We start from the raw sequence: 22,684 nt of genomic DNA, 5'->3' as shown, positions 1-22,684 counted from the left end.
ATTCGCACCTTTTCCTAAAATTCCTTCTAATAGTTACAATAAATTTAAATTCATTTAAGACAAACATTGAGCTTTATCGCAAGCTTAGATAAAATGATAGTCAGGTTGGTTTATTACGTTGTACGAACAACTTGAAACAGATCCTCATTTGGTTACTGAAAGTCATATGACTGAGAGTCAAACGGACTTAGAATAAAGGAGAATATGAATGAAGAAAGTCGTCTTAAGTACGTTAAATGCAAAATACATTCACACGAATTTAGCTATTCGCTGTCTAAAGGCCTATGCCGAACCCCAACACGAAATTGAGCTCTCCGAGTACACGATAAAGGATCCCACCCTTAATATCGTTACCGACTTATTCTCTAAAAAGCCGGACATCATCGGATTCAGCTGCTACATCTGGAATATCGAAGAAACGATCAAAGTCATTCAGATCCTTCGAAAAATCATGCCTGATGTAACAATCATCCTCGGAGGTCCCGAAGTGACATATGACGTCCCATATTGGCTTGAGCGCCTTGAAGACATCGATTTCATTGTAATAGGCGAAGGAGAGGAATCCTTCAAGCAATTATTGGATCAGCTTGATGGTGATAAAGATTGGTCGAAGGTACATGGAGTGGCTTATTTAGATGGCGGAAAGCCTGTCATCAAGCCTCAACAAAATAAAATTGATTTAAGGGAAGTCCCTTCCCCATTCCGTTTTCAGGAAGATCTGCAAGAGCTCGGCAAAAGGGTGACTTATATCGAGACAAGCAGAGGATGCCCTTTCCGCTGTCAATTCTGTCTTTCTTCTATAGAAGTGGGTGTACGCTACTTTGACCGTGAAAAGGTAAAAGAAGATATCCGCTTCCTGATGAAACATGGGGCGAAGACCATTAAGTTTGTGGATCGGACCTTTAATATCAGCCGAAGCTATGCAATGGAAATGTTCCAATTCCTTATTGACGAGCACTTGCCGGGTACCGTCTTTCAATTTGAAATCACGGCAGACATCATGCGTCCCGAAGTGATTGAGTTCCTCAATGAACATGCACCACGGGGCCTATTCCGATTTGAGATCGGCATCCAATCAACCAACGATGAAACAAATGATCTGGTCATGAGAAAACAAAACTATAAAAAGCTCACTAGAACCGTCACTATGGTGAAAGAGGGTAAAAAAATCGATCAGCATCTGGATTTGATCGCTGGTCTTCCTGAAGAGGATTACCAATCATTCCGTAAAACGTTCAATGATGTGTTTGAAATGAGACCTGAAGAGCTACAATTAGGATTTCTTAAGATGCTGCGCGGGACCGGCCTTAGAATTCGTGCAAATGATCATCAGTATACGTATATGGATCACTCCCCTTATGAAATCTTGGGGAATAATGTATTGTCATTCGACGATATCGTTCGGATCAAGCAGGTGGAAGACGTATTGGAGAAATATTGGAACGATCACCGCATGGATCGAACGATTGAGTATCTGGTCACTGAATGCTTTGACACTCCATTTGATTTCTTCCAGCAGTTTGGTTCCTATTGGGAAAATCGCGGATGGTCCAGGATCGGCCATCAGTTGGAAGATCTGTTCAAACGACTACATGAGTTTTTATCCAATGAAACAAGATTTCACATTTCAGTCATTGAAGGTCTCATGAAGCTCGACTATTTAGACAATCAAAAATACAAACCAAGAAAACCATGGTGGACCCATGAGCTGACGAAGGAAGAGCGATCTGCCATTTATCAAAGCCTTTTAGCACAGCCAACCATTGCAGGCGATGCATTTGCCAGTCTTAAATTAAATGAAAAAGAGTTGTATAAACATACACTCCTCGAAACGATCCGTTCAAAAGAAGGTCAGGATCAGTACGTTCTTGCCTACTTTGAGCCCTCATCCGGTCAATCTACCGTATTCGAGTTTGACCGTCAACTTGTACAATGATAAAGAAGAAAAAATGTTAAGCGAATCGCTTAACATTTTTTCTTCTTTTCTTCTGTCTTTGATTGTTTTCGGGTTACTTCCATTATTTTGGCTGCATTGACATCTCCAAATTCCTGACCGAATTCTTCACGGAAAGACTGTTTTTTGTCTTTCATCAGCCTCTCCCTTTTTTACCTTTTGCTGAATTTCTATTCTTCCCTTTTGCCGGATCCTCACCTTGTGAGAATTCAGCAGAAAATTCAGTTTCCTGCTTATTTTTAAGTGGTGTTTGATTATTTTTTTCAGCAGCATCATACTGTGCTTTACGTTTCATTTATAACTCATCTCCTTTGACCTTATTTTTCCCACCTCACCCTTTTCCATTCTTCTAAAAATAGGTATTCACTCAACTGAATAATTCAACATTTACTCCGGAAACTAAGGGAAAATGGCGAATGAGGATAGGACATGATACTTATTTTTTTATTGGCATACGCTTTTTTAGGGTGGAAGTTTGGCAATTGGAAGGATTTTTACAGCTATTATCCCACTTTATTATTTTTCATTATCGGGGATTTACTTTCACAATTTCTGTTATTTGATTACTCCATGTGGGAGTTCCGTACTGTCACACCCTTTGGGGACTCTCTTCATTTGAATCACACCATGATTTCATTGAGCAAAATGGCGATTCAATATACAATCACCATTGCCATTTTTATCGGGAGACTACCGGCGGGCTTATGGGGACGGGTTGGTTGGGTCTTATTATGGACAGGCATCTATGGTTTGACAGAAGGCCTTTCCCACCTCATTGGCATGATGACATATCATAACGGATGGCATTTCGGCTGGGATCTTCTTTTTAATCTGATGATGTTCACAGTACTGATCGTCCATCATAAAAACCCGCTGCTAGGCTGGATCATCTCCATCCCCATCATCCTAATCCTTATGATCCACTTTCACGTGCCCTACTCTGCCTTAAAATGAAGGTACCTTTCATTGGACAAAAAAAGAGGCTGGATATACTATATCCATTCCTCTAAAGACGAGCAATTATAAAATTAGTTAGGATTGCTTGCTACACCGCTATTGATTTCCGTGCAAGACTTCGCTTTCCTCGGGCGGAAGGCGAGCCTCCTCGTCGCTGACGCTCCTCCGGGGTCTCACCTATTCCGCTTATCCCGCAGGAGTCTTCGTCTTGCACTCCAATCAATAGCTAGATCCTGCTATATACATTGAATATGCTTTTACCTATTTCAATGAGAGTAGGGTATGCAATGTGGAGGGAAATCTCAACATTACAATGTTAAAGTGAAAGAATTACGCTTCGAAAGTTGATTGGAGCGGAAGGTGCTCGACTCCTGCGGGAAACGCTGGACAGGTGAGACCCCACAGGGCTTTTGCACTGGCCCCATAATGTTGGACACTTAAATTTCTAAGCAGCTAATTCAGTACTTACTCGATAAGCTACCGGACTTTTTCGTTTTAACCTTGATTTGATTCTCAGGTGATTGTAGTAATACATGTATTCTTTCAGTTCTTCTTTAAAGTGCTCGATACTATCAAATTCCTGTAAGTAAAGGAACTCAGACTTCATTATCCCAAAAAAGTTCTCCATTACCGAGTTGTCGTAACAGTTTCCTTTACGAGACATACTTTGGGTGATGTTATGTTTTTTCAGTGTCCTTCGGTACTGAGCCATTTGATAATGCCACCCTTGATCTGAATGGATTAAGAGCTCATCGTCTTCATTTACATGTTTTAATCCTTGTTCTAACATCTTCTCGACCAAGTCAAATGTCGGCCTTGATTGGAGCGTATAGGTAATGATCTCTCCGTTAAATAGGTCTAGAATGGGGGACAGATAGAGCTTTTGACCGAACAGTTTGAACTCCGTTACGTCTGTCACCCATTTTTGATTAGGTTTATCGGCTCTAAAATTACGATTTAGGATGTTGGGAGCCACTTTGCCAACTTTCCCTTTGTAGGATTTATATTTTTTCATTCGCACAATGCATTTAAGGCCCAATTCTCTCATGATCCGAAGAACTTTCTTTTTGTTAATATCGTGACCTTTTTCTTGAAGAACGTCCGTAATGCGACGGTACCCAAGACGTCCTGAGTGTCTATGATAGATGAAATTAATTCTTCTTTTCCATTTACGATCAGGATCTGGTTGGTCTAATTTTTTTGTGATGTGATAGTAAGTACTTTTAGGAAGCTTAGCTACTTTTATCATTCTAGTCACCGGGAATTCGTTCCTTAGTTCAAATACTACTTTCGCTTTGATTTCGTTGGTGATGGTTCTTCCTGAACTAAGGTATTTAGCTTTTTTAAATACGCATTCTCCATACGTAGGTATTCCAGTTCTTTTTTCATATCTTCCATCGTTTGGTTAGAAGAGTTATCTTTGATCTTCTTATTCTTATGGTTAGATGTCATTGTAGAAGGCCTCATTTCTAATGATCCGAAGGCATCTTCTCCAGCTCTTTCCCACTTTTTCACCCACCTACGAACCATACAGGGGTCTGGGATATGAAAAATGGCTGATGCCTCTCGAATGGAGCAATTCTTCTCCGTAATAAATTGAATTACCCTCAGTTTAAAGGCAGAAGGATAGTTTGTATAGGGAAAGGTAAAGGCTTGGTCCCCGTGGTGACGAACTAACATCACCCAATAGCGCAGAACAGATTGATCAACCCCCACTTGATTGGCAAGATCTCGATAACTAACGAGTTCATTAAGATAACGTTTAGCAGCTTTCAGTTTAGATTCTTGAGTAAACTTGGCCATACGTGCTGGCACCTCCTATTGTTGGTTGGGGTGTCCAACAATAGGGGGGCAACTCATTTAGCCCGAGGAGGCTCACCGCCAGCCCCGCGGAAAGCGAGCACCTGGAGCGGAAATCAACCACTACTCGCTACATTAGCTTCTTTCAAAGAGCCTCATTAACCAATAATGACCCGCTCTTTTGGATAGTGATATTTAGCTGTCTTTTCTTTTCCTCCTATCATGAAGAGGAAGGAAAGGATCCCCACCCGGCCAATGAACATCAGCACAATGATGACGCATTTTCCGATTGAGGAAAGCTCAGAAGTGATTCCCATGGATAATCCCGTGGTTCCGAATGCGGAAGCAACTTCAAAGACAATCTCCATAATGGAATGATCCTCTGTGAAAGTGAGAATGATGACAGATAGGAAGCAGATAAAGATGGCCATCATCGTCACGACCAGGGATTTAATGACATCCTGATGGTGAATTTCCCTTTTGAATATCTTAATGGTTTGATTTCCCTTTGCGAAATGGAACAAAAATAAAATATTCAGGGCGAATGTCGTGGTCCTGATCCCTCCACCAACCGAGCTTGGTGAAGCCCCGATGAACATAAGGGCACTCATGACCAATAAGGTGGGGGTAGAAAACTCGGCCACATTCATGGTGGCAAGTCCGCCGTTCCTTGTTGTAGCCGACTGGAAAAACGAATAGAAAAATGACTCATGCCACTCCATGCCAGCAAAAAAGCGGTTATATTCAAAGAGAAAGATGACCACTGTCCCGAATATCATTAATCCAAAGAACGTAACCGTTGTAATCTTTGAATATAAAGAAAAGTGGTGTTTGTTTCTCTTCTTGCTCATGAGATAATCTTTCGTCTCGATGAGAACGGGAAATCCAATGGCTCCGAGTGTCAATAAAATGATGGTGATGAACTGGACAAAGTAGTCATTCGCATAAGGAATGAGTGACTGACCCGTGATATCGAAGCCTGCATTCGTCGTGGCACTGACAGAGGCAAATAGTCCATGAATAAAAGCCTGCTGCCAGGTGGGATAATAGCCTAAGAAATAGACACCTAAAATAAATGCCCCCACGATTTCAATGAAGATGATAAGTAATAAGATTTGTTTTAATAAACTTACAAGTCCGGCCAGGCTTGTCTGATTTTGATCTGTCATGATGAGGCGGCGTTCTTTCAAGCCGATTTTCTTCCCTACGATCAACCAGAAAAACGTACCGAGGGTCATGATCCCAATCCCACCAAATTGAAGAACAAACATTAAGATGAAAATTCCCGTTGTATTGAATGTGTCGACCGTACTTACAACGGTAAGCCCCGTAACGCTTACAGCACTTACGGCAGTAAAGATCGCATTCAAAAAGCTCCACTCTGCCCCGGATTTATGCGCAATGGGAAGACTGAGCAGAATGGTCGCAATCGTCACCGCCAAAAGATAATACGTTACGATCACTTGTGCAGGAGTTAATTTATTTAAATTCAATCTAAGCTTATACCACATGTATGTATTTCCCTTTCAACGTTATTTCCTTTTCTATCTTAAAGAATAAAACCGAAGAATGAAAGGAAAAATGATTAATTTCTTTAATGTTTATTCTTCCTTTAATGTAAGCCCCCTAAACCGAAAAGTATTTGATTCAAAGCATCTTTAAGCAAACAATACAATTTCGGTGAAATATTACCATTCATGTTCATGATGATATGACAAATAATATAGGTACTGAAACATACATTGTTTCAAGTATACCAGTAAGGAGGAAAACGACTATGGCTAGAAGTTCAAATAAACTGCTTGTTCCTGGTGTTGAACAGTACCTTGATCAAGTGAAATACGAAATCGCCCAGGAGTTTGGCGTGACGCTTGGATCTGATACAGTTGCCCGCTCTAATGGATCAGTTGGGGGAGAAATCACGAAGCGTCTTGTGAAACAAGCTCAATCTCAATTAACTGGACAACAAACTAAATAAATTGGAATACGGGTAGCTGGCATGTACTAGCTACCCTTTTTCGTTTTCAATAACAAAGACCCATTCAGATGAATGAGCCTTTTCCTATCCTGTTAATCTTTTTTATTTTCTTTTCTGTTTTCATGATTCTGTTTCTTTTCTTCGTTTCGATTATTTTGATGATCATTACGCTTATTATTGTTTTCATGGTATCCTTGGTCATTTTGTGTAGAATGATCATGCCCTCTGTAAGGTTTGTCATTCCCTCGGTTCCCATTGTTACCATTTGAGGATTTCTCCATTTGTGACTTCTCGGATTTTCCCCTCTCCCCGCTCTTTTCAGGGTGAGGATTTTGACGTTGATCATGATTTTTTTGAGGTTTTTGAGCTTTATCCCCAGGTTGATTCTTCTCTTTTACTGGCGGATTCACCTTTTGATTCTCAGCTTTGATTTTTTCATCAATGATCGCTTTCTTTTGCTTCTCTTTTTCTTGTTTGATCATTTTTTCTTGAACTTCGTTATCTTCTTTTTTTGAATCATTTTTTACAGGCTCCGTTGTTCGAGTGGAGTCCTTCTGTTCTGTTTCACGAATCAGTGAGCCTGCAGTCATCCCTTTTTCAGATGCCTTTTCCCTGAATTCCCGGGATGTTTCTTTCATGATGATGTTCGTAGAATGATCAGAACCGTAGTCCTCCACAAACTCATTTAATTCATCCATTAATTCGGTTTCACGTTTAGGATCGGAATCATCAATGAAGGAAGAAGTAATGAAAACATTTTGAATTCCCTTTAAATACCCGAGTCTCTCACTTAAAAGGAAGATTTTCTCCGTCACTTCCCCCACATCTTCATTTTTCCAGTCTCTCAGTTCCTTTAAGAGAACCTCGGCATCACCATTATATGGCTTGATATTCAACACCTGTTGATCTTTATTTAATGTTAATTCCATACTGGGATTGATATCGACCGAGACATAGGCATACACCCGGTTGTTCTGCAGAACAGAACTTGAGAATAAGGCAATGATGACGACAAGAACTGTCAGCAAAGACGTCGACACTCTCCAATTCCACTTAGAAATCGTGTTTGGTTTATCAGCTCTTGAGCTCAGAGGAAAGAAAGGAATTTCTTCGCCTATCGCATACTGTTGATCGGGCTGCTTTCTTCCTGTAAGAAATTCTCCTTCTGGTGTCATCATCACCAGGATATCCTGTTTGATTTCCATAATGATCCCTTTTTTCATATCTCTAACCGCCCTTTTAAATAATCCCGTAAATAAACATAATCCCCTATAAGTATGAGAGAAATGGCTATAATATATTTTCTATTTCTCTCGATTGTTTTTCTGGTGACGTTCACCTGTTTTTCTAATTTTTTTATCGGTAATCGTCTTTTTTCTGTAAGATAATCTAAAAGTTCTGGTGAACTGACTACCTTTTTGGCGATTTCTATGGCATTCAATCTTGCATCTTCATGTTTGGGAGACTGTTCAACCAGATCGTGAAAGGACAACTTGTATTGAGCCAGTTGTTCCTGAAAGTAAAGAATCTCTTCCCGTCGTTTTCTGGCTTCCTCCTGTTTTCCGAATTCCTCTACGGACACAATCTGATCGATTGTTAAACCAGAAGAATCTTCTCCATTCTCAAATAAGCTAAAATCGAAGCTTATATCCTGGATCTTCCCATTCTTTCTGATATAATCGATTACTTTCCGCTTAATGATCACTTCAGAGAAACTGATGATGGAAGAGCCTCGTTGATGATTATACTTTAAAATGGCGTCATGAAAGGCAATCAGACCGATGCTGAATTCATCGTCACTTTCATAAATGAACCGTTTGCATACCGATGATACCGTTTTTTTTATAAATGGCTTATAGTCTTCGAGCACCATGTTCAATAATTGCTCATCACCATTTTGTATCTGGATCGCCATCTCTTCAAGCGATTGCTTTTTCTTTTGTTTAGCGAGTAGAAATAGTAGAACATTTAGCATCAGCCTCACCCCATCCTGCACACTATTATACTCATATGGTGTTGAATGTAAAAGGATATTAGGGAGAAAGGGTTGCTTTTACAACCCTTTCCTGACCGATGTGTCAATCACTTTAAGACTCTACATCGAAATCATGATTCTTTATGATGACCCTTAACACCTTCTTCTCGTTTGCCGTTCTCACTGTGCTGCTGATTTACTTTGACTGGTGCTGAATGTTGTTTTTTTACTTCTTTATTTTCGTGGCGGGCTTCTTTTACCTTATGTTTTTCTTGGTTACGTACTTCTTTTGCTTCTTGCTTCTCATGTTTACGTTCTTCTTTCGCTTCTTGCTTTAACTCTTTATGTTGATTTTTCCATTCTTTTTTTGCTTCTTTTTTCTCTACATGAGGAGTAACGTTTACTGGTGCAGCCTTTTCTTCTTTTACTTCTACTTCAGTGGTAGTTTCGCTAGTCTCATTAACTGACTCTTCCGCATCAACCTCTACTGCTTCAGAGTTTTCCACCGTTGTTTCTTCTGTATTTACCTCTTCTTCTGCTTCAACTTTTTCTTCTGCTTCAGCCTTTTTAGCTGCTTTTTCTTCGATTTTTGCAAGCTTTTCAGCTAATTTCAAATAGCTTTTTTCAATATTTTTCTGAAGAGCCGCTTTTGCTTTAGCGTTTTGTACTTTTTCTAAATTCGCTTTTAGAGACAGGATGTTTTGAGCCATCATTTCTTCCATTTCACTCATGTCATCCGATTTCTCTTCTGTTTTTTCTTCTGTATCAGTATCATCGGTTTTTTCTTCTTCTTTTACAGAATCTTCATCAGCAGCGTCGTCTTCTTCTACCACGGCTTCATCAGAATCAGCGTCTTCTTTATCTTCTACTGTTGAATCCTCTTCACTTTCATCATCCGACCACTGATCTTCAGATTGTTCAATCATCTCGATAGCGTTATTTAACGCATCGATGGCTTCTTCTTGTTTACCATCTTTGAAGAGCGCTTCCACTTCCGCCAATCTTTCTGATGCATATTCAGCTAACAACTTAGCTTCTTTTGCGTCATCCATAGTAAAGGCAAGATGGATTTTCTCAATAGCTACCTTTGCAAAATAGAAAAAGTCACCAGGAAGCAGGGAAGGAGTCTCTGCAGATTTCTCCAGATTTTCGATTTCATTTTTTGCAGAATTTAGCATGGCATCATCGTTCGCCACAACCGTTTCATTTGATGTCTCTTGTTCTAATTTGATGGAATCAAAGTTTTCGTCATTAGAATTGGCAAACGCTAATGAACTTGGAAAGCTGATAGAACTTGCTACAAGTACCGCTAAGGATGATTTCATGATTTTTGATTGTTTCTTCATATGTAACACCTCTGAAAAGTTTTTTTGTTTTGGCCGATCGATCGCCTTATTAAAGGATTTACGTTTAAACAACTTTTTTTGAGGGGGTTCAACCAAATAAAAGTTTAGAAATTCCCTCAATCGTATAATTCTTCACGGCAACGAGCCGTCAAAACTTCCGTTCGTCCAAACAAAAAAAGCTAACGGGAAAACTCCACGTTAGCTTTATATGACGTCATTATTCTGCTTTTGCTTTTCTTTCTATATTTGCTTCTTCCTGTCTTGCTTTTCTTCTTGATAATAAATACCCACCTACTGATAGCAGGATCAATACGCTCCAGAAAACAAGTTTCCACCCTTTTGATTCAGGGAAGTGGTGATCCAGGATGGCCACATCAGGATGGGCAAGGGTGAACACTGCAAGCTTCACTCCTACCCAGCCCACAATTAAAAAGGCCGCTGATTCTAAAGTAGGATATTTCTCCAGCAATTTAACAAACCAAGTCGCAGCAAAACGCATAATGACTAATCCGATGATCCCACCGAGGAACATGACAATAAACTGTCCTCCGTCAATTCCTCCTACATCGAACCACCCAGTCGGTTGCAGGGTTACGGCCAAAGCGACGGCAGCAAGCATGGAATCAACCGCGAATGCGATATCCGCAAGTTCCACCTTGAGTACCGTAGTCCAGAATCCAGAGCCTTTCGCCGGTTTTTCTTCTACTGTCCCGGTGTCTTTCCTTTTTTTTACAAAATGGTGAATGGCCACGTAGAATAAATAAATCGCCCCAATCGCCTGAACCTGCCACACATTGACTAAGAATGAAATGAGAAATAATGCAGCGAACCTAAAGACAAAGGCTCCTAAAAGACCGTAAAAGAGTGCCTTCTTCCTTTGTTCCACAGGTAAATGTTTGACCATTACAGCCATTACCACCGCATTATCAGCAGCTAAAATCCCTTCAAGACCTACCAATATCAGCAGGACCCATCCATATTCCAATAACATCGAAGCATCCATACCTCTAGTCCCTCCCTATTTACATAGTTAGTTTTCCAATAGGCAAGGAATTTTATAAAAATAAAAAGACCCTTGCCTAAATAAGGCAAAGGTCTTGCTTAGCATACGGATATGCCAACAAAGCCGATGGCATACACCATGAATTGACGACTTTGTTTAGGTATGAAACCTATAGCTACTCCCCTTTGACAGGTAGAAAACGTTCATTTGTATAGATGTATTTTAACTCAAAAACACTTATCCGTAAAGAGAAAAAATTATTTAACCCGTATCAGGACGGCTCGCATCAACAACCCCAGCAACACTCCCGGAATCACAAACAACATCGGCAGAAAAATGGGCCCGATGAATTTACCGAATAAATATACCTTCGGGGAATACATCAAACCAACCGTTACCGTATAGGCAGACATGACAAACGGTAAAAAGCTGTACTGCTCCTTTTGGCCATCGGCTATTTTATACGCATCCCACATGGCAAACATATATAAACACGGATAAAACATGAGCCACTGATAATCAAGTATCTCCGCTGCTTTATGCGTTTCGCCTAAAAAACTGTACATGATCCCCAGATTGAAGTTACTTTGAATATTGATCATGATCTCAAGAAGGACAAACAACGTTCCCTTAAACCATAAACCGACTAACAACTGAGGAAAACCTGGCAGCGCAATACTCCAGAGGATGCCTTCTAATTTGGTAATGGATGATTTCATATGCCCCCCGTAAACCAGGAGGAGTGGTAAAGTTCGATGTTTTTAATGGGCTTATGGTAAGGATTGTTTTTGTCTCGGCCAAGGTATAGCGTAAGGGAAAATGACATCTTGAGATTCCTCCTATTGATGCTTCTCCCTTTATTTTTACCATATCTCTCCCAATTATTACGATGATTGCTTGTGTTACATCCCTTCTTTTAATCGATCTTTACGTGCAATCGTTCATTGGAAGCATGTTCAACATAAAACTCAACCATTTTTTCAATCTGGCTGGAAAGGGAAGGACATCGTATCGATGTCCCTTCCAAGTCTTTTCGGGCATGTTCGCAATTGAATGTGCCTTGGAGTGTAAAATAGTCCAAGGCTTCCCGTTCGACTTTTAAATAACGTCGTATAAAACGGAATCCAAGTGCCCAATTAGAAAGGGATAACGGAATTCTCCCTTTTGGTTTCTTTTTTAACATATGCCATAAAATCTGTTCATACACTTCCCTTACCATCAGGGGTTCTGGATCGGTAAGATGATACGTCTTTCCATTGCCAGCCTCCTCATGCCCCAGATAAATGGATGCTTTCACCACATATTCGACGGGGACGATATTTATATAAGAGGTACCCTCACCAAGAAATGGAATCCACGGCAGGAAAGATAATCGGTTAAACATATTCATAATAAAATATGGTCCATCGAACTTCACGGTCTCTCCGGTTTCTGAGTTTCCCTTCACGATACCCGGTCGGATGATTGTGATGGGAAGCTTGTCCTTCCATTCATCCACCAGGACCTCTGCTTCATATTTAGTCCGTTCATAGAAGTTATGAAAACGCTCAGGACGGATCAATTCATTCTCCTTCAGTTCACCTTCACGTGATCCCGCAATAAAAGCAGTGGAAAAATACACGTATCTTTTTAATCGACGGAGGGTTTGACAGAAATCATTCACCTGACGTGTGCCTTCTACATTTACTTTCTGTGCAAGATCTTGGGGGACAGCAAGATCATAGATGGCTGCTAAGTGCCAAACATATTCCACTTCCTCCCTGATCTCGAAAATTTCCTCTTCTGCCATATCCAGATTGTTTCGGGTGATGTCCCCTTCTATCAGGATGATCTCTGCATCTGACAAAAATCTCAGTTTCCTCATTCCTTCTTCCGCCTGCTTCCTCATTGAATGAAGGTGAAGTAAGTAAACCTTGGATGCCTTTTCCTGTTTGAGTAATTCTCCCCCGATATTTTGACTTAAAAAGCCCGGAAACCCCGTGATCAAATAGATTCCTTTTTCCATTTCGTTCTTCTCCCCCGCTTGTCACCATAATTTTAATAAAAAAGAGCTAACCATTCGGCCAAGGTACCACATCCTTTCAGGAGGTGACTGCTTAGCATTCGGGTTAACTCTCGTTGTGTGTTCTACTCTTTATATACGTATGTTTCTCTTGGTTTCTTCATTCTTCTTGTCTCTTTATCAAAGAAACTGTATACAATCGGTATGACATAAATGGTCAATAATGTCGAGCTGATCAGTCCGCCTATGACGGCAATGCCCATAGGCTGATTGATTTCGGTCCCTTCACCCAAACCGAGGGCCAGGGGCAATAAGCCGAGGATCGTCGTCAGTGCCGTCATGAAGATCGGCCTCGCCCGGTCCTGAACCGCTTCGACGATGCTGTCAAAGCTGCTCGTTCCCGCCTCTTTACGCTGATTGATGTAATCGACGATGACGATCGCATTATTGACGACGATACCAGCCAGTACAATCACTCCGATGATCGCCGATATGCTGATAGGTGTCTGTGTAATGGCCAGTGCGATTGCTACACCTATCACCATGAGCGGAACGGTGAACATGATGACAAATGGATATTTAAATGACTCGAATTGAGCAGCCATGACCATATAGACAAGGACGATGGCAAGCCCGAGTGCCAGGGCCATATCATCAATCGAATCCTCAAGAAGTTCTCTGTCTCCACTGAATGAAACCAAGGTCTCGTTTGGAATATCAAGTGAATCGATCTTCTCATCCACCGCCTTGGAAATGGCTCCAAGATTGGTTGATGATGAATAGTTGAGTGTGAATTGAACAGCATGCTGCTGGTCAATTCTCTGAATGCTGACAGGACCATCTTCAATTGAAAAGTCTACGACGGAATTTAGCTGAATATACTTCCCTTGTCCATTTGGAATGAGGAGTTTCTTTAAAGAATCCAGATTTTCCGTGATGTTCCTGTCATATTGAACAAGAACATTTATAACGTCAGAAGACCCTGTTACCATTTGGGTGGTCAGGACTCCCCGGGTTACATCCTGAACAAGCTTCCCGATCTGAGCCGGTGCCAAGCCTTGTTGAAGTGCTTTCTCCCGGTTTACCTTCATTTGTACTTCTTTCACCGTTTCCATCTGATCAGTTGAAACTTCCGTTACATCCTTCATTTCTCTCAACGAAGCGAATAACGTATCGACGGACTCCTTCAGTCGATTCTGATCCGTATCTCGCAAGTTAAACGTCAAGGTTTGAGGGCTTGAGCCGGATGTTGACTGTAAGTTAAACGAAACGTCAGCAGACTTATTCACCTTTTGTGCTGCTCTTTCCACTTCAGGTTTTACTTCATCCGCAAAGGTGAAAATCGATCTCTCCCGCTCATCGAGAGGCACCATTTTCACATAAACTTCTGCAATATTCCCTTTCCCGCTTCCTCTGAAGGATTCTTCCTGGGTCGTACCCACAAGACTTACGAAGACATCGACATCTTTTTCTTTTTTCAACCTGCCTTCAATCGCTTTGACGACTTTATTGGTCTCATTGACGGAAGCTCCATTATCCAATTCGACCCTCATATTGAAAAAACCTTCATCAGTTGGTGGTAAAAACTGTGTTCCTACCGTCGTAAGGCCAAGCCCGCCACCCACTAATGTAATGAGAGTGATGAATAATACGATGAAACGGTGACGAAGCGCCCATTTAACCGACCTTGCGAATGTCTTTCTGCTCTTAGAACGTCTCCGCTTTGCTTCGATATTCCCTTTTGGTTTCCTCAAGAGTCTGCTTGCGAGCATCGGGATGACCGTCAATGCCACAACGAGGGAAGCCAATAAACTAAATGATATCGTCAAGGCGAATTCGGTGAACAATTCCCCCAGTAAACCGGATATAAAGACAACCGGCAGGAATACCGCTACAGTGGTCAAGGTGGAAGCGGTGATGGCTCCCCCCACTTCTTTTGCCCCGATACTTGCAGCTTCCTTCGGATTTTTCCCCAGGGATAAATGGCGATAAATATTCTCAATGACTACGATCGCATTATCCACCAGCATCCCAATTCCAAGAGCGAGGGCTCCCAATGTCATGATATTCAATGCGAAATCTGCAAAAAACATCAGAACAAATGTAACAATGACGGAATAAGGAATGGCCACCCCAATGATAAGGGGACTCTTTACATTTTTCAAAAATAAGAAGAGCACAAGCATCGCAAACGCTCCACCTATCAGGAGGGAATTGGCGATATTCCCGATGGCTTGAGTGATGTAATCCCCCTGATCGAACAGGATATCAGCTTTGATTGATTTATATTGATCCTGCTTAAGAAGGCGATCCAGCTCCTTTTGAAATGCTTTCGACACGGAGGCCGTGTTAGCATCTGATTGTTGCAGCACACTGAACAGGATGGCAGATTCTTCGTTTGCCCGGGTGATCGTGTTTGTATCCTGTTTTCTCTGTTCAACTTTTGCGACATCAGAAAGCTTAAGCTTCTTTCCGGTTTGAGGATTCACCTGAAGGACCAATCCCTTTAATTCATCCACAGACTGGAGCTTGCTTACTACTCTCGTGGTCAATGTTTGTCCATCTGTCTCGATCGTATCACCAGGAGCTGTCACATTGTTGGCGCGGATTGCATTGACCACATCGCCTTGACTTAGACGATTATCTTTCAACGCTTGCTGATTCAATTCAATGACCACTTCGTCCGTCAATGAACCTGAAACATTTACATTTGCGACACCTTCCACTCTTGTCAGTTCCTGTTTCAAATTCTCTGACAGTGTCTTTAGGTTGGACTCGTCCCCTTCTTCCCGTAAAGAAAATTGAATGATAGGGAACTGGGCGGGATCAAATTTGAGAAATCTTGGATTCTCTGCTCCATCAGGAAGTGGAGTTTGGTCGAGGCGTTGCAGGACATCATTTTCAATCTCATCGATGGAGGTCGACCATGAAAATTCAAGGAGAATAAAGTTGGAACCTTCCCTGGAAGTCGATTGAAGGTTCTTCATCCCCGGCAAGGTGGACAGGCTTTCTTCAAGTGGTTTTGTTACCTTCTCCACCACTTCTTGAGGGCCCGCTCCAGGGTAATTGGTCACCACGACACCTACGGGTGGATTGAGGTCCGGGATGAGTTTCAATGGGATCCTAAGGAGCGAGACCCCTCCCAGAATAAGGATAAGCAGCATGGTGACAATGGTGAACACCGGTCGTCGTATGGAAAAATCACTGATTTTCAATGAAGTGCTCCCCTTTCTATATGTATAGCGTTCATTACGGTTTGGAAGGAGTTACTGTTAACTATAGTCTCTTCAGGAAGATCCTTCAATATTAAAGCGTCTGTGAATGATAAATATCGGTTAAAAATAAATAATTCCACCTTATCGGTATACACTAGTTTTATACTGTAACGTAAGGAGCATTAAAATGGCGAACTGGGTTCCCTTTGTATTCCTTAGCCTCTTCAGCGTTTTCGCATTATCTTTGATCGTGATGAAGTATCGTCACATTTCTGGCCAAATCATCCTATTTTGGCTTTTCATTTCCGGGTTGGCTTATGTATTTGAATATGTCATCTTTGTATTATTTAATAGCTATACGTATCATCCCCATATTTTATCGAATAATTACAATGACAGCGTACTGGGATCGATCAGTTCACAGGCATTTTCGGTTCCGGTTGCGATAACCTATATTGTGTTGTATCGCTTGCCGCCATGGAGGATTGCGGTCATCATCGGTGTCTTCTTCCTCATTGAAACGTGGTTCATCCACACGAGGTTATACGAACACCATTGGTGGGAATCGTATTATACAACCTTTTTCCTTATCATTTCCGTTATACTGGCCAAAATCTGGTGGAGATTATTGGATGAGTCTGACAACCACTATGTTCAATTCATCACTTTGTTCTTTGCACTCTCCACCATCACTCTTTCTTTTGCCTGGATTCTCTCTTCCCTTTTAAAGCTGTATATCATCCCCCTGAATCATTTTTCCAATCCTGTCAGGGATTTAATTGCAGGGAATGCCATGTATTTTTGGTTCACGACCTATTTTTATAGCCTGGTTATTTTTTTTAGGAACGGGGATTGGAAATATTCATTATGGACCATTCTTTTTCTCTTGACCGTTGAGGTATTTATGGTGCAGGAAGGTGTATTATTGCTCAAGAATCCTTTGATGATCGGCGTGCTTCCCCTATTTCATTTAATCATGATATCTGCAGGGAGCCTGTATTACCAGCGGTATTTCGACACATATATTGAAATGCAACAAAAAGGACTGTCTTCTAAATGAATCATCCTCACACTAAGAGAGTGAATCATTCAGACTGACAGTCCTTTTTCATTGGCTGATTGTTATGAATTCGATATAGCAGGGTTATTCTCCGTAGGTTCTTTCTCAATGGTCCACCCTGTGAAACCATATAGGATGGTGATGACCGGAGAGATCAGGCAGAAAACTGCAAATGGTAGATATTCCATCGTTGAAACACCTAGTACATCTGTGAGGAATATTCCGCACACACTCCATGGAACAAGAGGATTCACCACTGTTCCTGCATCTTCCAATGTCCGGGATAAGGTTTTAGGATGAAGACCCAATTTCTTATATTGAGATTGAAATGCTTCACCAGTCAATAGAATGGACAGGTACTGCTCCCCTACTACAAGATTGATACCAATCGCTGATAAAGCTGTGGAAAGAATCGTTCTTCTTTCAGATTGAATGATTGCAGACACCTTCTGAAGCAGCGCCGGGATGATACCCAGTTTAAATAGTAATCCACCGAGACTCAGTGAGAGAATGACAAGGGAAATGGTAAACATCATGCTGTTCACTCCCCCTCTTGTCAACAGTGAGTCAACGGATTCCACCCCTGTCTTCGAGGTAAAGCCTTCGAATAGCACCTGGAATAATTCATTTACCTTCAACGTCCCGTGGAAAAAAGATAAGAACACAGAAACGGCTATCGTGATGGCCAGTGTGAATAATGCAGGTGTTTTGTATACGATCAGCACTACCAGCAGCACTAAAGGAACCAAGCTGTACCAGTGGATTAGGCCGGTCTCCATTAAACCTTTCTGCAACGCATCAAGCTGTGCCAAATCGATCTTACTGGTCCCGGGCGAAAGGAAACCAAATACAATCAATGTAATGATAAAGGCGGGTACGGTCGTCCAGGCCATATTTCGAATATGGGTAAACAGATCCACCTTGACGATGGATGACGCAAGATTGGTTGTATCCGATAAAGGAGACATCTTATCTCCAAAAAAAGCACCTGAAACGATGGCACCTGCCGTGATGGCCATGGATAATCCCATAGCCTCCCCGATTCCGATTAAAGCCACACCGATGGTCGCTGCCGTTGTCAGTGAGCTTCCGATTGCTACTCCACTTAAGGATGTAAGTAAAAAGGCAATCGCATAAAAATAATGTGGAGTGACAAATTCAAATCCGTAAAACATCAATGTGGGAATGGTCCCACTGATCAACCAGCTGCTTACAAGCAGTCCGATAAAGAAAAATAATAGAATGGCACCTAACCCACCCTGCGCACCGGCAATCATCCCTTTTTCAATTTCTTTGAACTTCACTTTCCGTATCAGTCCATAGACCATCAAAAAGAATAGGGAAAGGATGATCGGAATATGAGGGACCGCTCCCACTCCGATGATGCTGACACTGATGATTCCCAGAACAGCAAGTAATACTGCGGATGCTTCTGGAACGGACGGTTTATGAACGCTCTGAATGTTTAACATGTTAACACTTCCTTCTGTAAGATGTGACCGTGATGGGATTGTATGACAAAAAGAACCCTCCATCCCTGATAGGGACGAAGAGTTCTCCGCGTTACCACCCTAATTGAAATAAATCATGACATGCATAGAATCGACTGATCCATGACATCATTTACTTCCACTTCATAAAGGTTGTCTTTGGATAAATCCCCTAAATCACTTAGAGAATTTATAAACAATGTAATTCGGAAAAAAGCGGACCTGGACTTCCAGCTGACGTCCAGTCTCTGTTTGCTGTCGCACTATTTCCTACTCCGTTGTTCAAGACAATGATATGTGATTGATTTGGTTTAAGGGTTCTACTATTCTTTTACCCTTAAACGCTTTTAAGCTTTTATGCACTAAAGTATTTTATAGTAATATAATATCATGTTCTTTCAAATTGTCAAGGAACGATTTCATCCCCAATATCCCCCTGACAAAAAGAACCCCTCCCGAAAATAGGCAGGGAAGGGATTCACGATTAAACGAATTGAGATTCTGCAAATGGTTCCAGCGCTTCTTCTTGTGGTTTACCTATGAAATAGCCTTGCGCATAGTGGATCCCGATTTCTTTACAGAAAAGTAATTCTTCTTTTCTCTCAATCCCTTCTGCCAGGACCAAAATGTCCAATTCTCCGGCAATCTTCATCACTTCACGTAAAAATTCCTGATTCTCCTCATCCCGATCACAGTGGTTGATGAAGGATCGATCGATCTTTACATAGTCCGGCTGCAGCAGACTTAACATTTCAACCGTAGCAAAACCTGAACCTACGTCATCAAGGGCGACTTTCATCCCTTCTCTCTTATATACATCAAGTACCGACCTTAAATGTTCTACATCTTCAATCTTCTCCGTTTCTACCACTTCGAATACAAGATCTTTAGGATCCACTTTGCATTCATTCACAATCTTGAAGGTGTGGCGCAAACAAAATTCTGGATTATAGATCGTCGAAGGAAGAAAATTAATAAAACTCTTCGTACCAGGTTCCACTTGGCCCCGCCTCGACTCGATTGCTGATTTCCTTGCCTTCTGATCCAGCATGGAATGAAATCCGGTTCGCGAAGCGGCTTCAAACAACTCCCCTGGATTGATACGCTTATCGCCACTATTGGAGCGTAAGAGCGATTCATAGCCAAAAAGACTGAAGTCGCTAAGATCAATGATTGGCTGGAGGTGACTTGTAAATTGCCCCCCTTGAATCAGCTTTACCATTTCTCTATATTTAATTAATTCCAGGAATTCTCGAGCAGGACGGAAGGGACCGGGCTCCTCTGAACAATTAAAACTGCATGTCCATTCTTCCTCAACTAATTCGGTCTCTATATCTGATAATTTCCCATAGACCTCATCAAGATTATCATATTGTAAAACATACATGCCTTCTTCTGTCCTATCAACTGATCCTGTCAGCGGTAAGTCCAACCTTTTTTCGTTATGTAAAAATAAAAATCCTGCTTCATGATATTCCATCTCTATTCCACAGTTCGCACAAGCGTATTGCATCATATCTCTTCCTTCCCCCTGTAACGTCAATAAATACCCATACCTATATACTAAGACTTAATACCCTGTTAACACCAGTGATATCCCTTTATTTTAGGAAAAATTACTTAATGATAGTGAATTTTACATAAATCAGCTGTTTCAGTTTTTCTCACGTATAGATTATCGTCATTTTAAGTTGATAAATGCTCTGCCAACTTAATATATGCTATAGGGTGAGGAGAACTGCTCCGCTTTCCACGGACGTTCGGCCGAGCCTCCTCAGCAAAAACCGCTTCCGGGGTCTCGACTCGCCCGTTTTTCCGTAGGAGTCTCCGCAGTTCACCTCACCCTTTAACTAAGCCTTATCTGACAGAGCTATATGAAATAGAATGAAATCAAGTTAAGAAAAAAGCACTAAAACAATTCACATGCATTGCTTCTTAATACTTTAAACTGATGGTATTAAGGTATTAAAAACATTAAGTCGACTATATTTTTACTAGTATAAAATTCAACTCGGTCAGTTGATTGGAGCGGAAGGTGCTCGACTCCTGCGGGAAACGCGAGAAAGTTGAGACCCCGCAGGGCATAGCCCGAGGAGGCTCAACTCACGCCCCGCGGAAAGCGAGCACCTGTAGTGGAAATCAACCAGCAGGCGCTCATTCGAACGCACCACAACCAAAACATAAAACTTTATTAAATGGAAAAAGCACTTCTCCAGTGTCAGGAGAAGTGCTAAGTGTCATTACATTAGGCTATATAATCGGATATCAGGATTTTTATCATTGAACCATCTCATGGCAAAATCGTTTTCGAAAAGGAAAACAAGATTATCATGTCGATCCTTGACCAGCATGCTTCTGGAGCTTGACATAGTCTCCTTGACATCTTCTTCGTTTTCAATCCACCGGGCAATTTTAGACCCGATCGGTTCCATTTTCACATCAACGTTGTATTCATTCTTCATCCTGTGCTCAAATACTTCAAATTGAAGTTGACCAACCGCTCCAAGAATGATATCTTCCGTGCGTGTTTTATAATACTGGATGGCTCCTTCTTGTACGAGCTGAAGGATCCCTTTTTGGAAATGCTTCTGCTTCATCACGTTTTTAGCTGTGACACGGACAAAGAGTTCAGGGGTAAATTGAGGCAGCTTTTCATACTGAAAACCCTGCTTTCCCTGGACGAGTGTATCACCGATTTGATACGTACCCGTGTCATATACCCCGATGATATCCCCACTGACCGCTTCATTCACCGTACTCCGATCATCTGCAAGAAACTGGGTGGATTGCGCCAATTTAATCGACTTTCCTGTACGGGATAGATTGACCGTCATCCCCCTCTCGAATTGACCTGAGCAAATACGGACAAAGGCAATCCGGTCCCGGTGAGCAGGGTTCATATTGGCTTGAATCTTGAATACAAACCCGGAGAAATCCTCTGCTGTCGGCTCAATCTCTCCAGCATCGGAATTCCTTGGCTGCGGGGATGGAGCAAACTGTAAGTATGTTTCCAGAAATGTTTGAACACCGAAATTGGTTAATGCACTTCCGAAAAAGACTGGAGATAATTCTCCATTCGCTATGCGTTCACGGGAAAACTGGTTTCCAGCTTCATTCAGCAACAAAACATCTTCAAGAGTTTGATTATAGAGATTGCTTTCTTTAAGAGGATGTTCTCCCTCTATTTCACCTTCATCATTTAATGGAATAAAGCGATCATCTTCTTCTACTCGAAATTGCTCGATGCGATTATGGAAGCGATCATAGATTCCTAAGAATTCTTTCCCCATTCCTATCGGCCAGTTCATTGGATACGATTGAATTCCCAGTACTTCTTCAAGCTCTTCCAATAACTCAAGTGGTTCCCGACCTTGGCGATCAAGCTTATTGATGAAGGTGAAGATCGGAATGCCTCTCATTCGACAAACTTTGAATAGTTTCAAGGTTTGTGCTTCAATCCCTTTCGCTGAATCGATGATCATCACAGCGCTGTCAACCGCCATCAATGTTCTATAGGTGTCTTCGGAAAAGTCCTGGTGACCTGGTGTATCCAGGATATTCACACGATAATCATCATAATCGAAGGCCATGACAGAAGAAGTGACTGAAATCCCCCTCTGCTTCTCGATTTCCATCCAGTCAGAGGTTGCAAACTTACCTGATTTCTTTCCTTTAACTGTTCCAGCGGCGCGAATCGCTCCTCCGAATAATAGAAGTTGTTCTGTTAAGGTTGTTTTCCCAGCATCCGGGTGGGAAATGATGGCGAAAGTCCGTCTTGACTGTACTTCCTGTATAAAGTCTATTTTCATTCATAAAATCCTTTCTCGTCATTCTCACTTTCTCATCATATTCGTTCTAAAGTAACAATGCAACAAAGAATGGAATAAGAAGCCATGGTTTACCG

General features: G+C 41.6%; 18 protein-coding genes and 1 riboswitch. Of the genes, 4 read left to right on the top strand and 14 right to left on the bottom strand.

Going from position 1 to position 22,684, the window contains the following annotated elements; all coding sequences use genetic code 11:
* The first annotated feature begins 208 nt into the window (after positions 1-208).
* Entirely contained in the window at positions 209-1,936 is a 1,728-nt protein-coding gene (locus M1J35_RS11030) for a B12-binding domain-containing radical SAM protein (RefSeq protein WP_254653629.1), read from the top strand.
* A gap of 29 nt (positions 1,937-1,965) precedes the next feature.
* On the opposite strand, the gene M1J35_RS22695 is transcribed toward M1J35_RS11030, so the two are convergent.
* Together M1J35_RS22695 and M1J35_RS11025 are read right to left on the bottom strand one after the other, a co-directional pair.
* A complete protein-coding gene (locus M1J35_RS22695; RefSeq protein ID WP_256504075.1) occupies positions 1,966-2,091 on the bottom strand; it encodes a hypothetical protein in 126 nt (41 codons plus the stop codon).
* Complete coding sequence (locus M1J35_RS11025; protein ID WP_034763624.1) at positions 2,091-2,249, bottom strand: hypothetical protein; 159 nt, start codon at positions 2,247-2,249, stop codon at positions 2,091-2,093. The genes M1J35_RS22695 and M1J35_RS11025 overlap by 1 nt, the downstream gene beginning before the upstream one ends.
* Positions 2,250-2,383: 134 nt before the next feature.
* Here M1J35_RS11025 and M1J35_RS11020 point away from each other — a divergent pair, with 134 nt between their 5' ends.
* Positions 2,384-2,908 carry a hypothetical protein gene (locus tag M1J35_RS11020; RefSeq protein WP_224520400.1) on the top strand — a complete coding sequence of 175 codons (525 nt, stop codon included), beginning with the start codon at positions 2,384-2,386 and terminating at the stop codon, positions 2,906-2,908.
* A 448-nt stretch (positions 2,909-3,356) separates the two neighbouring features.
* Here the strand turns inward: M1J35_RS11020 and M1J35_RS11015 are convergent.
* Positions 3,357-4,714 (bottom strand): IS3 family transposase gene (locus M1J35_RS11015; RefSeq protein ID WP_254651394.1). Its coding sequence is split into 2 segments (ribosomal slippage): positions 3,357-4,243 and positions 4,243-4,714, totalling 1,359 coding nucleotides; the frame shifts between segments, so codons are not numbered across the junction.
* Positions 4,715-4,869: 155 nt separating this feature from the next.
* Entirely contained in the window at positions 4,870-6,222 is a 1,353-nt protein-coding gene (locus M1J35_RS11010) for a TrkH family potassium uptake protein (protein WP_224520401.1), read from the bottom strand.
* Positions 6,223-6,488: 266 nt separating this feature from the next.
* Here M1J35_RS11010 and M1J35_RS11005 point away from each other — a divergent pair, with 266 nt between their 5' ends.
* Complete coding sequence (locus M1J35_RS11005; RefSeq protein ID WP_034763616.1) at positions 6,489-6,689, top strand: alpha/beta-type small acid-soluble spore protein; 201 nt, start codon at positions 6,489-6,491, stop codon at positions 6,687-6,689.
* Positions 6,690-6,781: 92 nt separating this feature from the next.
* On the opposite strand, the gene M1J35_RS11000 is transcribed toward M1J35_RS11005, so the two are convergent.
* The 7 genes from M1J35_RS11000 to M1J35_RS10970 form a co-directional block, all read right to left on the bottom strand.
* Positions 6,782-7,912, bottom strand: a complete 1,131-nt coding sequence (locus M1J35_RS11000) for an anti-sigma factor domain-containing protein (RefSeq protein WP_224520402.1) — start codon at positions 7,910-7,912, stop codon at positions 6,782-6,784.
* Positions 7,909-8,664: an RNA polymerase sigma factor SigI gene (sigI, locus tag M1J35_RS10995; protein WP_224520403.1), complete on the bottom strand. Its 756-nt coding sequence runs from the start codon at positions 8,662-8,664 to the stop codon at positions 7,909-7,911. Before sigI ends, M1J35_RS11000 begins: the two co-directional genes overlap by 4 nt.
* Positions 8,665-8,795: 131 nt before the next feature.
* Positions 8,796-10,010: a hypothetical protein gene (locus tag M1J35_RS10990; protein WP_254653628.1), complete on the bottom strand. Its 1,215-nt coding sequence runs from the start codon at positions 10,008-10,010 to the stop codon at positions 8,796-8,798.
* A 217-nt stretch (positions 10,011-10,227) separates the two neighbouring features.
* Positions 10,228-11,013, bottom strand: coding sequence for a TerC family protein (locus tag M1J35_RS10985; RefSeq protein ID WP_034763606.1), 786 nt, complete (start codon positions 11,011-11,013; stop codon positions 10,228-10,230).
* Positions 11,014-11,113: 100 nt separating this feature from the next.
* Positions 11,114-11,209: riboswitch (yybP-ykoY riboswitch) on the bottom strand.
* Positions 11,210-11,270: 61 nt separating this feature from the next.
* Positions 11,271-11,732 (bottom strand): hypothetical protein, encoded by a 462-nt coding sequence (locus tag M1J35_RS10980; RefSeq protein ID WP_224520406.1) that lies wholly within the window; start codon positions 11,730-11,732, stop codon positions 11,271-11,273.
* A gap of 197 nt (positions 11,733-11,929) precedes the next feature.
* On the bottom strand, positions 11,930-13,018 hold the full coding sequence (locus M1J35_RS10975; protein WP_254653627.1) for an SDR family oxidoreductase: 1,089 nt from the start codon (positions 13,016-13,018) through the stop codon (positions 11,930-11,932).
* Between the two features lie 122 nt (positions 13,019-13,140).
* On the bottom strand, positions 13,141-16,230 hold the full coding sequence (locus M1J35_RS10970) for an efflux RND transporter permease subunit (protein WP_254653626.1): 3,090 nt from the start codon (positions 16,228-16,230) through the stop codon (positions 13,141-13,143).
* 187 nt (positions 16,231-16,417) lie between these two features.
* Between M1J35_RS10970 and M1J35_RS10965 the strand changes: the two genes are divergently transcribed.
* The gene (locus tag M1J35_RS10965; protein WP_254653625.1) at positions 16,418-17,290 is read left to right on the top strand and encodes a hypothetical protein; all 873 of its coding nucleotides are present in this window, start codon (positions 16,418-16,420) and stop codon (positions 17,288-17,290) included.
* A 62-nt stretch (positions 17,291-17,352) separates the two neighbouring features.
* On the opposite strand, the gene nhaC is transcribed toward M1J35_RS10965, so the two are convergent.
* The 3 genes from nhaC to M1J35_RS10950 form a co-directional block, all read right to left on the bottom strand.
* On the bottom strand, positions 17,353-18,762 hold the full coding sequence (gene nhaC / locus M1J35_RS10960; RefSeq protein WP_254653624.1) for a Na+/H+ antiporter NhaC: 1,410 nt from the start codon (positions 18,760-18,762) through the stop codon (positions 17,353-17,355).
* A 502-nt stretch (positions 18,763-19,264) separates the two neighbouring features.
* Positions 19,265-20,296, bottom strand: a complete 1,032-nt coding sequence (locus M1J35_RS10955; protein WP_371928729.1) for an EAL domain-containing protein — start codon at positions 20,294-20,296, stop codon at positions 19,265-19,267.
* Between the two features lie 724 nt (positions 20,297-21,020).
* The gene (locus tag M1J35_RS10950) at positions 21,021-22,589 is read right to left on the bottom strand and encodes a peptide chain release factor 3 (RefSeq protein WP_079534265.1); all 1,569 of its coding nucleotides are present in this window, start codon (positions 22,587-22,589) and stop codon (positions 21,021-21,023) included.
* Positions 22,590-22,684: the final 95 nt, after the last annotated feature.

The sequence above is a fragment of the Rossellomorea sp. KS-H15a genome (assembly GCF_024195245.1).
Classification (GTDB): Bacteria; Bacillota; Bacilli; order Bacillales; family Bacillaceae_B; genus Rossellomorea; species Rossellomorea vietnamensis.
The sequence above is the reverse complement of the archived record's forward strand: the minus strand, read 5'-3'. Positions and strand labels throughout refer to the sequence as shown.

What these genes read in the sequence shown, in the direction of transcription:
- M1J35_RS11000 (WP_224520402.1), bottom strand. Translation starts at nt 7,912, where the DNA reads ATGAAAAAAGGGATCATTATGGAAATCAAACAGGATATCCTGGTGATG.
- M1J35_RS10985 (WP_034763606.1), bottom strand. Translation starts at nt 11,013, where the DNA reads ATGGATGCTTCGATGTTATTGGAATATGGATGGGTCCTGCTGATATTG.
- M1J35_RS10990 (WP_254653628.1), bottom strand. Translation starts at nt 10,010, where the DNA reads ATGAAGAAACAATCAAAAATCATGAAATCATCCTTAGCGGTACTTGTA.
- M1J35_RS22695 (WP_256504075.1), bottom strand. Translation starts at nt 2,091, where the DNA reads ATGAAAGACAAAAAACAGTCTTTCCGTGAAGAATTCGGTCAGGAATTT.
- M1J35_RS11010 (WP_224520401.1), bottom strand. Translation starts at nt 6,222, where the DNA reads ATGTGGTATAAGCTTAGATTGAATTTAAATAAATTAACTCCTGCACAA.
- M1J35_RS10980 (WP_224520406.1), bottom strand. Translation starts at nt 11,732, where the DNA reads ATGAAATCATCCATTACCAAATTAGAAGGCATCCTCTGGAGTATTGCG.
- M1J35_RS10975 (WP_254653627.1), bottom strand. Translation starts at nt 13,018, where the DNA reads ATGGAAAAAGGAATCTATTTGATCACGGGGTTTCCGGGCTTTTTAAGT.
- M1J35_RS11025 (WP_034763624.1), bottom strand. Translation starts at nt 2,249, where the DNA reads ATGAAACGTAAAGCACAGTATGATGCTGCTGAAAAAAATAATCAAACA.
- sigI (WP_224520403.1), bottom strand. Translation starts at nt 8,664, where the DNA reads ATGCTAAATGTTCTACTATTTCTACTCGCTAAACAAAAGAAAAAGCAA.
- M1J35_RS10955 (WP_371928729.1), bottom strand. Translation starts at nt 20,296, where the DNA reads ATGATGCAATACGCTTGTGCGAACTGTGGAATAGAGATGGAATATCAT.
- M1J35_RS11005 (WP_034763616.1), top strand. Translation starts at nt 6,489, where the DNA reads ATGGCTAGAAGTTCAAATAAACTGCTTGTTCCTGGTGTTGAACAGTAC.
- M1J35_RS11030 (WP_254653629.1), top strand. Translation starts at nt 209, where the DNA reads ATGAAGAAAGTCGTCTTAAGTACGTTAAATGCAAAATACATTCACACG.
- M1J35_RS10950 (WP_079534265.1), bottom strand. Translation starts at nt 22,589, where the DNA reads ATGAAAATAGACTTTATACAGGAAGTACAGTCAAGACGGACTTTCGCC.
- M1J35_RS10965 (WP_254653625.1), top strand. Translation starts at nt 16,418, where the DNA reads ATGGCGAACTGGGTTCCCTTTGTATTCCTTAGCCTCTTCAGCGTTTTC.
- nhaC (WP_254653624.1), bottom strand. Translation starts at nt 18,762, where the DNA reads ATGTTAAACATTCAGAGCGTTCATAAACCGTCCGTTCCAGAAGCATCC.
- M1J35_RS11020 (WP_224520400.1), top strand. Translation starts at nt 2,384, where the DNA reads ATGATACTTATTTTTTTATTGGCATACGCTTTTTTAGGGTGGAAGTTT.